Here is a 14,897-nt window from a genome sequence, read left to right as displayed (position 1 = left end):
CCATGCGGGAAGGTGGTCGGCATTCTGGCACGTCAGACCGGGGCGGGCGCGGCGGCGCGCGCGGCCTCCTGCAGCAGCCGCCACATCACCTTGCCGCTGCCGCTCTTGGGCAGGGCGTCGACGAACTCGACGAGGCGCGGCACCTTGTACGCGGCCATGTGCTCGTGGCACCAGGCGATCAGGTCGGCCTCGGTGACGGTGCCGCGCGCCTCCTGCCGCAGCACCACCACCGCCTTGACGGTCTCGCCGCGGTAGGGATCGGGCACGCCGATCACGCACGCCTCGGCGATGGCCGGGTGGCGAAACATCAGCGCCTCGACCTCCGCCGGCCAGACCTTGTAGCCACTGGCGTTGATCATGCGCTTGAGGCGGTCGGTGATGAAGAAGTAGCCCTCCTCGTCGACGCGCCCGAGGTCGCCGGTGCGAAACCACCGCCGGCCGTCGCGCTCGAAGAAGGCCTCGGCGGTGGCCTCGGGCCGCTGCCAGTAGCCGTCGAACACCATCGGGCCACTGACGACGATCTCGCCGGCCTCGCCCACCGGCAGCTCCTCGAGCGTCTGCGGATCGACGATGCGCGCCGCGCAGCCGATGAACGGCACCCCCAGACACTGCGGCTTGGGCCGGTCGGGCGGGTTGTGGTGCGTCGGCGCGGCCGTCTCGGTCAGGCCGTAACCCTCGACGTAACGCAGGCCGAACTGGTCGAGCAGGCGTTGCGCCACCGCCGCCGGCATGGCCGCGCCGCCACCGCCGATGAAGACCAGGCTGGACAGGTCGTAGCGGTCGAAGTGCGGACTGGCCAGCAGGTCGATCACCATGGTCGGGATGTTGATCCAGTGCGTCACCCGCCAGCGCGAGATCAGCCGACCCGCCAGGTCGCGGTCCCAGCGCGGCATGATCACCGCGGTCGCCCCCAGGTAGACGCTGGTGTGCATGCCCACCACCATGCCGGTGATGTGGAACATCGGCACCACCAGCAGCCCGACGTTCTCGGCCGTGCCGTTGGACCACACCGCGGCGGCCACCGCGTTGTGCATCAGCGTGCGGTGCGGGTGCATGCAGCCCTTGGGCAGCCCGGTGGTGCCGCTGGTGTAGGGCAGCACGGCCAGATCGTCCGGGCCCACCTCGTGCGGCGGCAGGGGATCGGCGCAGGCCATCGCCTCGGCCCAGTCGGCCACGCGGCCCTGCGTCAGCGCGGGCGGCGGATGGCGCGTGGCCAGCCACTCGCGCCAGGCGGCGGGCAGCGCCTCGCCGTCGAACGCCTCGTCCGGCATGGCGTCACGGTAGTGCACCACCAGCAGGTAGCGCAGGCGCTGCTCGGGCGGCAGGGCGGCGTCGGCCGCGCACAACGCCGGGGCCAGGTCGGCCGCGGCGATGGCCACCCGCGCCTGGGGATCGGCGATGTAGTGGCCCAGCTCGTCGGCCTTGTTCATCGGGTTGACCGGCACCACCACCGCGTTGGCGCGCAGGATGCCGTAGTAGGCGGCGATGAGCTGCGGGCAGTTCTGCAGGAACAGGATCACGCGGTCGCCGCGCCGTACGCCGCGTGCCGCCAGCCAGGCCGCCACGCGCTCGGCCTGGTGCAGCAGTTCCGGGTAGGTCGTCACCCGGTCGAAGAACACGGTGGCGGGCTTGTCCGGGTAGCGGCGCGCACTCACCTCCAAGTTGAACCACAGCGAGGTGCGCGGCGGCCGCAGGGTGTGCGGCACACGCGGCGGCCAGGCGCGCGCGTGCGCACGATCGTCCCCGGCGCGCGCCGGGACGGCGGCGGAAGCGGCGGCGGTCATCGGACGGTCTCCTCGGTCAGGGTGGCGCAGCGGTGCACTCGGGCGGCGCACCTGGCTGACAGGATAGAAGGCGCGAGGACACCACGCCAAGTGGGTGCTTGTCCCGTGCGGGACGCCGAAGCGGCAGGGCGGCCCCGCTGGCGTCGGGGCCGTCCGCGCGCTGCTATGATGGTTCACATGCGCCGCTGTCTGCTCTGGTTGCTGCTCGCCCTTCTGCCGTGGCGGCTGTGGGCGGTGGACGCCATGGCGCTGCGGCCCTGCCACGAGGCGGCAGCCCCGGCCGGCGGCGCCGTCCACCCCGGGCCTGGGGCGGCCACACACGCGGCGCATGATGCCGCCGCCGAAGAGGCCGAGGCGCCGGCACACGCCGCGCACCCGCCGGCGGCCCATGCCACAGCCCCGGCGTCCGACGGCACCGGTCACGCAGCCTGCACGCTGTGCGACCTTTGCCACAACGGCGCGCTGGCCGCGGCGGTCGCGACCGCCACCGGTACCGTCGTGCCGCAGGGTTGGGGGCTGACCCAGTGGCCCCTGCCGCCCTCGACCGCTGCGCCTCCCCTGCTGAAACCGCCGATCGCCTGAAACGCGCCTTCGATGCCGCCGCGCCGGGAACCTTCCCCGGCCGCCCATGGCCGTTTCAGGAGATCGATCGCCCATGACCCGCCCCCGTCCCCGGTGGCGCTGGCTCGGCTGGCTGGCGGCGCCGGCGCTCGCCGTCGCCCAGGCCCAGACCGGCCACGTCCATCCCGCCGCACCGACCGCCCCGTCGCCTTTCGCCGCGCCGCCTGGCGCCGCAGCGCCGGCCGCCGACGCTCCGCCCGACCCGGCCGCCGCCTGGCGCGCCGCCAACGACGCCGTCGGCGCCTTCCCGCGCGGCCACGCCGACATCCTGCGCTGGGAGCGGACGCAGGCGCCGCCCGCGGCCGCCGACCCTGCACCGGAGGGGCCCGGCTGGACGCCGCAGGAAGTCGTGCGCCGCGCGCTGCAGCACCACCCGGAGCTGCTCGTCACTCCGGATCTGGCGGCGCCCGAGCGGCTGCGGCGCCTGCAGGCCGCGGCGGCCGTGGCGCGGGACGCCCAGGCCGCCTGGATCGAGGCGATCGCGGCGCGCCAGCTGCGCCGGCTGGCCGAGGAGGCCCACTTCGCCGCCGATGCCGGCGCCGAGCTGGCCAGCCGCGCGCGGCAGGTCGGCAACCTCAGCGCCGAGCGCGCGCTGCGCGAGAACCTGCCGGCGTGGGAGGCCCAGGAGCGGCTGGCACAGGCGCGCGCGGCCGAGCAGCGCGCCCTCGTGCACCTGTGGCAGCGCCTCGGCGGCGTGACGCCCGAGGCCTTGGCGGCGCACCTGCCGCCAGCGCTGCCGGCGCGACCGCCGCTGCCCGCCGCCGACGAGGAACCGGCACTGGCCGCCCGGCAACGCGCGCGGCATCCGGACTGGGCGCGCCTGCAGGCCGAGGCCGAGCGCTGGCGCACCGCCCTGCCCGCGCACGCCCGGGCGGCGCTGCAGGCGACGTGGGAACAGGCCGTCGCCCGCGGCCTGCCCGAGGCGCCCCGGCTGGAGGGCCCCGCGCCGCGCTGGCCACACGCCTGGGGTGAGGCGCTGGCCGCGCAGGCGGCGCTGGCGCGGCTGCAGCGCCAGCTCGACGGCGATCTGCGGCTCGCGCTGGCGGCAGCGCGCCGTGCCGACGAGCGTGCCCGCCACCAGCGCGAGCGGATCCTGCCCGCCCGCCGGCAGCTGGAGGAGGAGACCCTGCTGCGCTACAACGGCATGCTGGCCAGCACCTGGGAGCTGCTGGCCGCTGCGCGCGAGCGCCTGGCCGCCCGGCAGGCGCTGGTGGCGGCCGAGCGCGACGCCTGGCTGGCCTGGCTGGACCTGCAGGCCGTCCTGAGCGGCCTGCCCCTGACCGACCGCGCCCCAGCCACCGACGTCGACGCCACCCCAACCCCCGCGAAAGGCCACTGACCATGGAACGCCGCCGCTTCTTCGCACAGGCCCTGGCCGGCACCGCCGCCGTGGCCAGTGCCGCCGTGGCCCGCCACGCCCTGGCCGGCCTGCCCGAGCCCGTCGTCCGCACCAGCCCCGAGACTGCCGGACCATGGACGCCGCCCGGGGTCACCGGTGCCGGCCGCCCCTACCGCCCGGTCGTCACGCTCAACGGCTGGACGCTGCCGTTTCGCATGCGCGACGGCGTCAAGGAGTTCCACCTGGTGGCCGAGCCGGTGGTGCGCGAGCTCGCGCCCGGCTTTTCGGTCAACCTGTGGGGCTACAACGGCACCAGCCCCGGCCCCACCATTGAGGTGGTGGAAGGCGACCGGGTGCGCATCTACGTCACCAACCGGCTGCCCGAGCACACCACCATCCACTGGCACGGCCAGCGTCTGCCCAACGGCATGGACGGCGTCGGTGGTCTGAACCAGCCGCAGATCCCGCCCGGCAAGACCTTCGTCTACGAGTTCGTCGCCCGCCGCCCCGGCACGTTCATGTACCACCCGCATGCCGACGAGATGGTGCAGATGGCCATGGGCATGATGGGCCTGTGGGTCACGCACCCCAAGGGCCGACACCCCTGGATCGCCGACGTGGACCGCGACTACGGCTTCCTGCTCAACGCCTTCGACGTCACGCCGGGCGCGCGCACCCCCAACGTCAACACCATGCTCGACTTCAACATCTGGGCCTGGAACAGCCGCGTCTTTCCCGGCATCGATCCGCTGGTGGCGCGGCTGGGCGAGCGCGTGCGCGTGCGCATCGGCAACCTGACCATGACCAACCACCCGATCCACATCCACGGCATCGAGTTCGAGGTCACCGGCACCGACGGCGGCCCGGTGCGGCCCGAGGCACGCTGGCCCGAGGTGACGGTGGACATCGCGGTCGGCCAGATGCGCCAGATCGAGTTCATCGCCGACGAGGAGGGCGACTGGGCCATGCACTGCCACAAGAGCCACCACACCATGGGCGCCATGGGCCACGGGGTGCCCACGATGATCGGCGTGGACCACCGCGGCCTGGTGCAGCGCATCCAGCGCGTCGTGCCCGACTACATGGTCATGGGCGAGCGCGGCATGGCCGACATGGGCGCGATGGAGATGCCCCTGCCCGACAACACCTTCCCGATGATGACCGGCACCGGCCCTTACGGCCCGATCGAGATGGGCGGCATGTTCACGACCCTGAAGGTGCGCCGCGACCTGCCCCCGGGCGACTACCGCGACCCGGGCTGGTACCGGCAACCGCCGGGCACCCGGGCGCGCCCGGTGGAGACGGCCGCGGCACCGGCCGCGCACGGGCCCGGACACGATGCCCCGCACGGCGCCGGCCACGGCCACCACGGCGGTCCGGCTCCAGTCCGGCCCGCCCCGTTCGACGCCCGCAAACCCCAAGGAGGACACCATGACCCTTCGCACTGACCCCCTGCGCCGCGCGCTGCTGGCCGGGCTGGCGGCGCTGCCGCTCGTCCGGCCCGCCGCCCGGGCCGCCGAACCGCCCGGCCCGCTGGTGGAGGTCTGGAAGGATCCGAACTGCGGCTGCTGCAACGACTGGATCGCGCACCTGCAGGCGCACGGCCTGCGCGTGCGCGCCCACGACACCGGCAACGCCGCGATGCGCCAGCGCCTGGGCCTGCCGGCGCGCTACGCCTCCTGCCACACCGCGCGCGCCGGCGGCTACGTGATCGAAGGGCACGTGCCGGCGCCCGACATCCTGCGCCTGCTGCGCGAGCGCCCCCAAGCGCTCGGACTGGCGGTGCCGGGCATGCCGGTCGGCAGCCCCGGCATGGACGGCCCCGAGTACGGCGGCCGGCGCGACCCGTACGACGTGCTGCTGGTGCAGCGCGACGGCTCAAGCCGCGTCTGGGCGCGCTACCCCGGCGGCGGCCTGCGCCCGGTGCAGGCGCACGGGCACGAGCTTCACGGGGGCGGTGCGACGGCGACGAGCGGCTGGGTCGACGGCGAAGTGCGCCGCATCGATGCGGCCGCGCGCAAGGTCACGCTGCGCCATGGCGAGATCGCGGCGTTGGCGATGCCGCCGATGACGATGGTGTTCCAGGTGCACGACGCCGCGCTGCTGCAGGGCCTGCAGCCAGGACAGCGCGTGCGCTTCCGCGCCGCCCGGATGAACGGCGCCTACGTCGTGACCGAGATCAAGCCCGGGCCATGAGCAACGCGCTAGCATCCGCCGCCATGAACCGCCTCGTCGATGCCACGCTGATCGCCGCCGACAACGCCCTGCGCACGCTGCTGGCGCCGCACCGCGCCGCGCGGCCGACCCCGCAACCGCCGGCGGAGCTCGCCGCCCAGCCCGCGGCGCTGTCGGACGACGAGCGGCACTTGAGTGGCGCGCTGATGCGCGTCAACCATGTCGGCGAGATCTGCGCCCAGGCGCTCTACACCGGACAGGCCTGCGCGGCCCGGCTGGCCCGGGGCGAGCCGGCCGAGCGCGAGCGCACCGCGCGCCACCTGGAGGCCGCGGCGCAGGACGAGACCGACCACCTGGCCTGGTGCCAGCAGCGGCTGGACGAACTGGGGGCGCGCCGCTCGCTGCTGTGCCCGCTGTGGTATGCGGGGGCGTTCGCGATCGGGCTGGCCGCCGGGCTCGCGGGCCGCGGCGTCAGCCTCGGCTTCGTCGTCGAGACCGAACGCCAGGTCGAGGCGCACCTGGACGGCCACCTCGACCGCCTGCCGCCGCAGGACCACGCCTCGCGCGCCATCGTGCAGCAGATGAAGGAGGACGAAATCCGCCACGCGCGCGACGCGCTGCATGCCGGCGGCGTGGAGCTGCCGGCGCCGGTGCGGTGGGCCATGCGCGCCGCCGCCAAGGTCATGACGACGGTGGCGCACCGCATCTGATCGCCGCCGGTCGGCGCTCAGCCCTCGACGATCTCGAAGCTGGTCGTGATCTCGGCCGTCTTGCCCAGCATGATGCTGGCCGAGCAGTACTTCTCGTGGCTGAGCTCGATCGCGCGCGCCACCGCCGCCTCCGGAATGCCGTGCCCCTGCACGACGAAGTGCATGTGGATGCGCGTGAACACCTTCGGGTCGGTCTCGGCGCGCTCGGCCTTCAGCTGCACCTGGCAGCCGCGCACGTCGTGGCGGCCGCGGCGCAGGATCAGCACCACGTCGTAGGCGGTGCAGCCGCCGGTGCCGGCCAGCAGCAGCTCCATCGGCCGTGGCGCCACGTTCGCCCCGCCCAGCTCCGGACGCTGCGCATCGGGCGCGCCGTCCATCGCCACCACGTGGCCGCTGCCCGTGCGCGCCACGAAACCCATGCCCGTCCCCAGCCCGAGCTGGCCCGTCCAGGCCACCGTGCATTCCATCGTCGACTGTCTCCCGAACGACACGGCGCGCGCGTTGTTGCGCTGCAATATAAGCCGTGTATAATACTCCCCGTTGTCTCCTCTGCCCTCTATGGGTGGTTCAGGGCCCGAGCGGCATCCCCGCTCGGGCTTTTTTTTGCCCCGAGGCGGCCCCGTATGATACGGGCCGCACCGCCGGCTGCCGCGTACGCCCATGACCGCCTCCACCCCGCTGACCCCGCAGGACTACCTGAAGAAGATCCTCACCGCGCGCGTGTACGACGTGGCGCGCGAGACGCCGCTGGAGCCGGCGCGCAACCTCAGCCGCCGCCTGCACAACAAGGTGCTGCTCAAGCGCGAGGACCAGCAGCCGGTGTTCAGCTTCAAGCTGCGCGGCGCCTACAACAAGCTGGCGCACCTGTCGGCCGAGCAGCTGCAGCGCGGCGTCATCTGCGCCTCGGCCGGCAACCACGCGCAGGGCGTGGCGCTGGGCGCGCACAAGCTCGGCGCGCGCGCCGTCATCGTCATGCCCACCACCACGCCGCAGGTCAAGATCGACGCCGTGCGGGCGCTCGGCGGCGAGGTGGTGCTGCACGGTGACAGCTATTCGGATGCCGCGCAGCACGCCGCGGAGCTGGCGCGCCGCGAGGGCCTAACCTTCGTGCACCCGTTCGACGACCCCGACGTCATCGCCGGCCAGGGCACCATCGCGATGGAGATGCTGCGCCAGCTGCAGGGGCTGGGCTCCAACCGGCTCGACGCGGTGTTCGTCGCCATCGGCGGCGGCGGCCTGATCGCCGGCGTGGCCAACTACCTCAAGGCCGTGCGACCCGACATCCGCGTCATCGGCGTGCAGATGAGCGACTCGGACGCCATGCTGCGCTCGGTGCGCGCGGGCCAGCGCGTGCAGCTGGCCGACGTCGGGCTGTTCTCCGACGGCACCGCGGTCAAGCTGGTCGGCGAGGAGACCTTCCGCATCGCGCGCGAGCTGGTCGACGGCTACGTCACGGTGGACACCGACGAGGTCTGCGCCGCGATCAAGGACGTCTTCGTCGACACGCGCAGCATCGTCGAGCCGGCCGGCGCGATGGCGGTGGCGGCGATCAAGAAGCACGTCGCCGAGCACAAGACGCGCGGCGAGACCTACGCCGCCATCCTGTGCGGCGCCAACATGAACTTCGACCGCCTGCGCTTCGTCGCCGAGCGCGCCGAGGTCGGCGAGGAACGCGAGGCGCTGTTCGCCGTCACCATCCCCGAGGAGCGCGGCAGCTTCCTGCGCTTCCTGCAGGCCATCGGCTCGCTGCCCGGCGGCCCGCGCAACGTCACCGAGTTCAACTACCGCATCCACGACGCCAGGGTGGCGCACGTGTTCGTGGGCCTGACCACCCACGGCAAGGGCGAGAGCGCCAAGATCGCCGCGGCCTTCGAGCGGCAGGGCTTCGCCACCCTGGACCTGACGCACGACGACCTGGCGCAGGAGCACATCCGCCACATGGTCGGCGGCCACTCGCCGCTGGCGCAGGACGAGCGGCTGCTGCGCTTCATCTTCCCGGAGCGGCCCGGCGCGCTGCTGAAGTTCCTGACGCTGATGCGCCCGAGCTGGAACATCAGCCTGTTCCACTACCGCAACCAGGGCGCCGACTACGGCCGCATCCTGGTCGGCCTGCAGGTGCCGCCGAAGGACGCCAAGGCCTTCGAGCGCTTCCTGCGCGAACTCGGCTACCCCTACGTCGAAGAGACCGACAACCCCGTGTACCGGCTGTTCCTGCGGGGGTGAAGGATCAATGGACGGCTGGCTGCCCGGCGCGCGTCGCGTGCCGTCACCGAACCACGGCCCGCGCCCGGTGGGCGTGCAGCCGTGGCTCGTCGTGCTGCACAGCATCAGCCTGCCGCCGGGCGAGTACGGCGGGCCGTGGATCGAGCGGCTGTTCACCAACACGCTGGACTGGGACGCGCACCCCTACTTCCAGAGCATCCGCGGGCTGGAGGTCTCGGCCCACTTCCTGATCCGGCGCGACGGCGAGTGGGTGCAGTTCGTCGCGCTGGACCGCCGCGCCTGGCACGCCGGCCGCTCGTCGTGGCAGGGGCACGAGAACTGCAACGACTTCTCGGTCGGCATCGAGCTGGAGGGGCTGGAGGGCGACCCTTTCGCCGACGCGCAGTACGCGGCGCTGGCCGCGCTGCTGGCGTCGCTGCGCGCACGCCTGCCGGCGCTGTGCGCGGTGGCCGGGCACGAGCACGTCGCCCCCGGGCGCAAGCGCGACCCCGGGGCCGGCTTCGACTGGGCGCGGCTGATCCGCCTGACCGGCTGGCCGGCGGCGTGGTTCGCCAGCGACGCGCCGGCCCGCCCGAACGCCTGCGGCCAGCCCCCCGTGCCCGGCGCCTGAGCGGGCGTGCGCCTGCGGGTTCTCCCGCAGATATCGGCCGCGCAGGCCACGGTTGAAATTTTCGATGAACCCTGCCGCGCGCGTCCCCGCGCGCAGCCGCTACACTACCGCTAGTGTTTCGGCGGTGTCTCAGACACTAGATCTAGTGTCTGACGGCATCATCCCGACGTCCCACGACGACTCGTGCGAGGAACCATGCAGACCACCCTCTCCCCTGCCGCCACCGTTTTCAGCACCGGCGCCGAGCCGCCGCGCGCCGCCAGCAGCGCCACGCTGCCCAACTACCAGATCATCCGCCGCAACGGCGCCGTGGTGCCGTTCGAGCCGGCCAAGATCGCCATCGCGATGACCAAGGCGTTTCTGGCCGTGCACGGCCCGCAGGGTGCGGCCAGCGCCAGCGTGCGCGAGACGGTGGAGCGCCTGACGCAGGCGGTGGTGCGCGCGCTGACGCGCTCGCGCCCGGCCGGCGGCACCTTCCACATCGAGGACGTGCAGGACCAGGTCGAGCTGGCGCTGATGCGTGACGGCCACCACGAGGTCGCGCGCGCCTACGTGCTGTACCGCGAGCGCCGCGCGCAGGAGCGCGCCGCGCGCGGCGAGGCGCCGGCGGCGCCGGCCCAGCCGGTCATCCACGTGGTCGACGGCGGCGAGCGCCGCCCGCTCGACCTCGACAGGCTCAAGGCGCTGATCCACTCCGCGGTCGAGGGCCTGGAGGGTGACGTGCAGGCCGAGCCGATCGTGGCCGAGACGCTGCGCAACCTCTACGACGGCGTGCCGATGGAGGAGGTGCACAAGGCCGCCATTCTGGCGGCGCGCACCAAGATCGAGACCGATCCCGACTACACCTACGTCACCGCGCGGCTGCTGCTGCACACCATCTACAAGGAGGTGCTGGGCGAGGAGACCACGCACGCGCAGATGCGCGAGCGCTACGCCGAGTACTTCCCGGCCTTCATCAAGAAGGGCGTGGAGGCCGAGCTGCTCAACCCCGAGCTGCTGACCTTCGACCTGGCGCGGCTGGGCGCGGCGCTCAAGCCCGAGCGTGACCTGAAGTTCGACTACCTCGGCCTGCAGACGCTGTACGACCGCTACTTCCTGCACGTGCGCAAGCGCCGCATCGAGCTGCCGCAGGCCTTCTTCATGCGCGTGGCCATGGGCCTGGCGCTCAACGAGATCGACCGCGAGGCGCGCGCCATCGAGTTCTACGAGGTGCTCTCCAGCTTCGACTTCATGAGCTCGACGCCGACGCTGTTCAACTCGGGCACGCTGCGCTCGCAGCTGTCGAGCTGCTACCTCACCACCGTGCCGGACGACCTGGAGGGCATCTACGACGCCATCAAGGAAAACGCGCTGCTGTCCAAGTTCGCCGGGGGGCTGGGCAACGACTGGACGCGCGTGCGCGCGCTGGGCAGCCACATCAAGGGCACCAACGGCGAAAGCCAGGGCGTGGTGCCGTTCCTGAAGGTCGTCAACGACACGGCGGTCGCCGTCAACCAGGGCGGCAAGCGCAAGGGCGCGGTGTGCTGCTACCTCGAGACCTGGCACCTCGACATCGAGGAGTTCCTCGAGCTGCGCAAGAACACCGGTGACGACCGCCGCCGCACGCACGACATGAACACCGCCAACTGGATCCCGGACCTGTTCATGAAGCGCGTGATGGAAAACGGCGACTGGACGCTGTTCTCGCCGTCCAGCGTACCGGACCTGCACGACAAGGTCGGCAAGGCGTTCGAGGAGGCCTACGTCGCCTATGAGGAGAAGGCCGCGCGCGGCGAGATCCAGCCGTGCAAGAAGGTGCGCGCGGTCGATCTGTGGCGCAAGATGCTGACGATGCTGTTCGAGACCGGGCACCCCTGGATCACCTTCAAGGACCCGTGCAACATCCGCAGCCCGCAGCAGCACGTCGGCGTCGTGCACTCCTCCAACCTGTGCACCGAGATCACGCTCAACACCAGCGACACCGAGACCGCGGTGTGCAACCTCGGCTCGGTCAACCTGGTGCAGCACCTCAAGGACGGCCCCAACGGCAAGGAACTCGACCACGACAAGCTCAAGCGCACCATCGCCACCGCGATGCGCATGCTCGACAACGTGATCGACATCAACTATTACGCGGTCAGCAAGGCGCGCAACTCCAACCTGCGCCACCGGCCGGTGGGGCTGGGCATCATGGGCTTCCAGGACGCGCTCTACGAGCTGCGCATTCCGTACGCCTCGCCCGAGGCGGTGGAGTTCGCCGACCGCTCGATGGAGGCGGTGTGCTACTACGCCTACTGGGCCAGCAGCGACCTGGCGGTGGAGCGCGGCCGCTACTCCACCTTCAAGGGCTCGCTGTGGGACCGCGGCATCCTGCCGCCGGACACGCTGGACCTGCTGGCGCAGGAGCGCGGCGGCTACCTCGAGGTGGACCGCTCCAGCACGCTGGACTGGGACGCGCTGCGCGCCAAGATCCAGCGCGACGGCATGCGCAACTCCAACTGCATCGCCATCGCCCCCACCGCCACCATCTCCAACATCGTCGGCGTCGATGCGTCGATCGAGCCGTGCTTCGGCAACCTGTCGGTCAAATCCAACCTGTCGGGCGAGTTCACCGTCATCAACCACTACCTGGTGCGCGATCTCAAGCGCCTGGGCCTGTGGGACGAGGTCATGATCATGGACCTCAAGCACTTCGACGGCTCGCTGTGGCCGATCGACCGCGTGCCGCGCGAGCTCAAGGAGCTCTACCGCACCGCGTTCGAGATCGAGCCGGTGTGGCTGGTGGAGGCCGCCGCGCGGCGCCAGAAGTGGATCGACCAGGCGCAGAGCCTCAACATCTACATGGCCGGCGCCTCCGGCAAGAAGCTGGACGAAACCTACAAGCTGGCTTGGATCCGTGGCCTGAAGACCACCTACTACCTGCGCACCACCGGCGCCACGCACGCCGAGAAGGCCACCGTGCGCAGCGGCGCGCTCAACGCCGTGCCGGCGGCCGGGGTCGGCACGCCGTCGGTGGCGCAGGCCGAGCCGGCCACCGACATCAAGTTCTGCGCCCTCGACGACCCGGGCTGCGAAGCCTGTCAGTGACACGGGTCCGCGGCGGCCGATGCCTGCGCGCAACGGTCGCCGCGCCGCGCCTGGCGCGCCTTGTCAACGGATCGACATCTTCGAATAATCTGCAACGATCGGATCGCATCATGCTCACCTGGGACGATTCCACCCCGACCGTCATCCCCGCGCCGGCGCGTCCCGCCGCCGGCGGCGTCCCCCCCACCCCATCCGTCCAGCCGGCGCCCCAACCCGCGCTGCAGCCGGTCATGCCCGCCCGCGCGCCGGTCGGTGGCGCCGCCCCGACGGCCGCCACCGGCCCCACGCAGGCCACGCGCGCGCAGGCGGCGAGCTTTCGCCGCGTCAACGTCGCCGACAAGCGCATCATCAACGGGCAGACCGACGTCAACCAGCTGGTGCCGTTCAAGTACAAGTGGGCCTGGGAAAAGTACCTGGCCTCCTGCGCCAACCACTGGATGCCGCAGGAGATCAACATGTCGCGCGACATCGCGCTGTGGAAGGACCCCAACGGCCTGACCGAGGACGAACGCCGCATCGTCAAGCGCAACCTCGGCTTCTTCGTCACCGCCGACTCGCTGGCCGCCAACAACATCACCCTGGGCACCTACCGCCACATCACCGCGCCGGAGTGCCGCCAGTTCCTGCTGCGCCAGGCGTTCGAGGAGGCCATCCACACCCACGCCTACCAGTACATCGTCGAGTCGCTGGGACTGGACGAAGGCGAGATCTTCAACGCCTACCACGAGATCCCGTCGATCCGCGACAAGGACGAGTTCCTGATCCCGTTCATCGACGCGATCATGGACCCGGCCTTCAAGACCGGCACGCCGGAGAACGACCAGAAGCTGCTGAAGTCGCTGATCGTCTTCGCCTGCCTGATGGAGGGGCTGTTCTTCTACGTCGGCTTCACGCAGATCCTGGCGCTGGGCCGGCAGAACAAGATGACCGGCGCGGCCGAGCAGTACCAGTACATCCTGCGCGACGAGTCGATGCACTGCAACTTCGGCATCGACATGATCAACCAGCTCAAGCTGGAGAACCCGCACCTGTGGACGCCGGAGTTCAAGCAGGAGATCAAGGAGCTGTTCCTGACCGCGGTGGATCTGGAATACCGCTACGCCGAGGACACCATGCCGCGCGGTGTGCTGGGCTTGAACGCCAGCATGTTCAAGGGCTACCTGCGCTACATCGCCAACCGGCGCGCCACCCAGATCGGGCTGGAGCCGCTGTTCCCCAACGAGGACAACCCGTTCCCGTGGATGAGCGAGATGATCGACCTGAAGAAGGAGCGCAACTTCTTCGAGACGCGCGTCATCGAGTACCAGTCCGGCGGGGCGCTGTCCTGGGATTGACGAGCGCCCGTCTCGGGAGCCGCCGCTGCCGCGCGAACCGTTTTCCACCCGCCATCAACCTGACCGACAGGAGAACCCCCATGGCAACCGCGAAGAAGGCCGCCGCCGCGGCCACCGAGCCCGCGAAGAAGAAGACGGCCGCCAAGGCAGCAGCGCAGCAGGAGACCCCCTCCGCCACCCCGAAGAAGCGCGCCGCCGGCGCCACCGCGACGCCAGCCGCGGCGGCGCCCGCCCCCGCGGCCAAGCCGGCCACGCGCGCCGAGGCAGCCGCCAAGGCCGCCAGCGCTGCGCCCGCCGAGGCCGCCACCCCGGCCAAGGCCGCGCCGCGCAACCGCAAGGCCGCCGCCGCGGCCGCCCCCGCACCGACCACGGCCGCAGCCAAGCCTGCGGCACGTGCCAAGACGGCCAAGGCTGCCGCCGGCGCCAGCGGGCAAGCCACCACACCCGCCCGCAAGACCAAGGCCGCCCCGGCGGCCGAAGCCGTGACGCCTCCGGCCACGCCGGCCAAGCGCGCCACGCGCACCAAGGCCGTGGCGGCGCCGGCTGCGGCGGCTGCGCCCGCCAAGGCCGACAAGACGGTCAAGGCCAAGGAGGAAGCCGGCGCGAAGAAGGCGGCCAAGAAGGCCGACAAGCAGGACAAGGCCGAGAAGGAGAAGGATAAGGCCGCCGCCAAGGCCTCCAAGAAGACCGCGAAGGCAGACAAGGCCGGCAAGGGGGACAAGGCCGAAGCCAAGGCCGCCAGGAAGGCGGGCAAGAAGAAGGACAAGGACGCCGCCCCGGCCCCGGCGGCGCAGACCAAGCTGTCGCAAAAGGCCGCCTGGCCGTTCCCGACCGGCACGCGCCCCTGAGGGCGCCCCGGAGCGGTACGGGCGGGGCGCGGCCGCGCCCCGCGCGGTCAGGCCTGCGGCACCGCCTCGCGCAGGCACCAGTTCTGGCCGCCGCGCGTGCCGATCTTGATCGCGCCGATGCGGTTGCCCAGCCGCGCCGAGCGCACCACGTCCCAGCCCTGCGCCAGCCCGTGCAGCAGCGCCGCGC

General features: G+C 72.1%; 12 protein-coding genes. 10 read left to right on the top strand and 2 right to left on the bottom strand.

The window, feature by feature from the left end; genetic code table 11:
* Window positions 1-32: 32 nt before the first annotated feature.
* Entirely contained in the window at window positions 33-1,784 is a 1,752-nt protein-coding gene (locus tag Tsedi_RS07955) for a long-chain fatty acid--CoA ligase (protein ID WP_143895415.1), read from the bottom strand.
* Window positions 1,785-1,961: 177 nt separating this feature from the next.
* Here Tsedi_RS07955 and Tsedi_RS12185 point away from each other — a divergent pair, with 177 nt between their 5' ends.
* The 5 genes from Tsedi_RS12185 to coq7 all read left to right on the top strand — a co-directional run bounded on the left by Tsedi_RS12185 (window position 1,962) and on the right by coq7 (window position 6,629).
* Window positions 1,962-2,366 (top strand): hypothetical protein, encoded by a 405-nt coding sequence (locus Tsedi_RS12185; protein WP_185970611.1) that lies wholly within the window; start codon window positions 1,962-1,964, stop codon window positions 2,364-2,366.
* 73 nt (window positions 2,367-2,439) lie between these two features.
* Complete coding sequence (locus tag Tsedi_RS07950) at window positions 2,440-3,744, top strand: hypothetical protein (RefSeq protein ID WP_143895413.1); 1,305 nt, start codon at window positions 2,440-2,442, stop codon at window positions 3,742-3,744.
* A gap of 2 nt (window positions 3,745-3,746) precedes the next feature.
* Window positions 3,747-5,192 carry a multicopper oxidase family protein gene (locus tag Tsedi_RS07945; protein ID WP_143895411.1) on the top strand — a complete coding sequence of 482 codons (1,446 nt, stop codon included), beginning with the start codon at window positions 3,747-3,749 and terminating at the stop codon, window positions 5,190-5,192.
* Entirely contained in the window at window positions 5,176-5,940 is a 765-nt protein-coding gene (locus Tsedi_RS12470) for a copper-binding protein (protein ID WP_143895409.1), read from the top strand. Before Tsedi_RS07945 ends, Tsedi_RS12470 begins: the two co-directional genes overlap by 17 nt.
* A gap of 23 nt (window positions 5,941-5,963) precedes the next feature.
* A complete protein-coding gene (coq7, locus tag Tsedi_RS07935) occupies window positions 5,964-6,629 on the top strand; it encodes a 2-polyprenyl-3-methyl-6-methoxy-1,4-benzoquinone monooxygenase (RefSeq protein WP_143895407.1) in 666 nt (221 codons plus the stop codon).
* A 17-nt stretch (window positions 6,630-6,646) separates the two neighbouring features.
* On the opposite strand, the gene Tsedi_RS07930 is transcribed toward coq7, so the two are convergent.
* Entirely contained in the window at window positions 6,647-7,096 is a 450-nt protein-coding gene (locus Tsedi_RS07930; protein WP_143895405.1) for an OsmC family protein, read from the bottom strand.
* Between the two features lie 193 nt (window positions 7,097-7,289).
* On the opposite strand from Tsedi_RS07930, the gene ilvA reads away from it, so the two are divergent.
* The 5 genes from ilvA (at window position 7,290) to Tsedi_RS07905 (ending at window position 14,710) form a co-directional block, all read left to right on the top strand.
* Complete coding sequence (ilvA, locus tag Tsedi_RS07925; protein WP_143895403.1) at window positions 7,290-8,852, top strand: threonine ammonia-lyase, biosynthetic; 1,563 nt, start codon at window positions 7,290-7,292, stop codon at window positions 8,850-8,852.
* Between the two features lie 7 nt (window positions 8,853-8,859).
* Entirely contained in the window at window positions 8,860-9,462 is a 603-nt protein-coding gene (gene ampD / locus Tsedi_RS07920) for a 1,6-anhydro-N-acetylmuramyl-L-alanine amidase AmpD (RefSeq protein WP_143895401.1), read from the top strand.
* 195 nt (window positions 9,463-9,657) lie between these two features.
* Complete coding sequence (locus tag Tsedi_RS07915; protein WP_143895399.1) at window positions 9,658-12,528, top strand: ribonucleoside-diphosphate reductase subunit alpha; 2,871 nt, start codon at window positions 9,658-9,660, stop codon at window positions 12,526-12,528.
* Window positions 12,529-12,638: 110 nt separating this feature from the next.
* Window positions 12,639-13,862, top strand: coding sequence for a ribonucleotide-diphosphate reductase subunit beta (locus Tsedi_RS07910; RefSeq protein WP_425472749.1), 1,224 nt, complete (start codon window positions 12,639-12,641; stop codon window positions 13,860-13,862).
* 80 nt (window positions 13,863-13,942) lie between these two features.
* Window positions 13,943-14,710 (top strand): hypothetical protein, encoded by a 768-nt coding sequence (locus tag Tsedi_RS07905; protein ID WP_143895397.1) that lies wholly within the window; start codon window positions 13,943-13,945, stop codon window positions 14,708-14,710.
* Window positions 14,711-14,897 lie beyond the last annotated feature (187 nt).

The sequence above is a fragment of the Tepidimonas sediminis genome (genome assembly GCF_007556605.1).
Lineage (GTDB): Bacteria > Pseudomonadota > Gammaproteobacteria > Burkholderiales > Burkholderiaceae_C > Tepidimonas > Tepidimonas sediminis.
Note: the sequence above shows the minus strand (reverse complement) of the source record. Positions and strands in the feature narration are given on the sequence as shown.

What these genes read in the sequence shown, in the direction of transcription:
- Tsedi_RS07930 (WP_143895405.1), bottom strand. Translation starts at nt 7,096, where the DNA reads ATGGAATGCACGGTGGCCTGGACGGGCCAGCTCGGGCTGGGGACGGGC.
- Tsedi_RS07955 (WP_143895415.1), bottom strand. Translation starts at nt 1,784, where the DNA reads ATGACCGCCGCCGCTTCCGCCGCCGTCCCGGCGCGCGCCGGGGACGAT.
- ilvA (WP_143895403.1), top strand. Translation starts at nt 7,290, where the DNA reads ATGACCGCCTCCACCCCGCTGACCCCGCAGGACTACCTGAAGAAGATC.
- Tsedi_RS07905 (WP_143895397.1), top strand. Translation starts at nt 13,943, where the DNA reads ATGGCAACCGCGAAGAAGGCCGCCGCCGCGGCCACCGAGCCCGCGAAG.
- Tsedi_RS12470 (WP_143895409.1), top strand. Translation starts at nt 5,176, where the DNA reads ATGACCCTTCGCACTGACCCCCTGCGCCGCGCGCTGCTGGCCGGGCTG.
- Tsedi_RS12185 (WP_185970611.1), top strand. Translation starts at nt 1,962, where the DNA reads ATGCGCCGCTGTCTGCTCTGGTTGCTGCTCGCCCTTCTGCCGTGGCGG.
- coq7 (WP_143895407.1), top strand. Translation starts at nt 5,964, where the DNA reads ATGAACCGCCTCGTCGATGCCACGCTGATCGCCGCCGACAACGCCCTG.
- Tsedi_RS07915 (WP_143895399.1), top strand. Translation starts at nt 9,658, where the DNA reads ATGCAGACCACCCTCTCCCCTGCCGCCACCGTTTTCAGCACCGGCGCC.
- Tsedi_RS07945 (WP_143895411.1), top strand. Translation starts at nt 3,747, where the DNA reads ATGGAACGCCGCCGCTTCTTCGCACAGGCCCTGGCCGGCACCGCCGCC.
- Tsedi_RS07910 (WP_425472749.1), top strand. Translation starts at nt 12,639, where the DNA reads ATGCTCACCTGGGACGATTCCACCCCGACCGTCATCCCCGCGCCGGCG.
- Tsedi_RS07950 (WP_143895413.1), top strand. Translation starts at nt 2,440, where the DNA reads ATGACCCGCCCCCGTCCCCGGTGGCGCTGGCTCGGCTGGCTGGCGGCG.
- ampD (WP_143895401.1), top strand. Translation starts at nt 8,860, where the DNA reads ATGGACGGCTGGCTGCCCGGCGCGCGTCGCGTGCCGTCACCGAACCAC.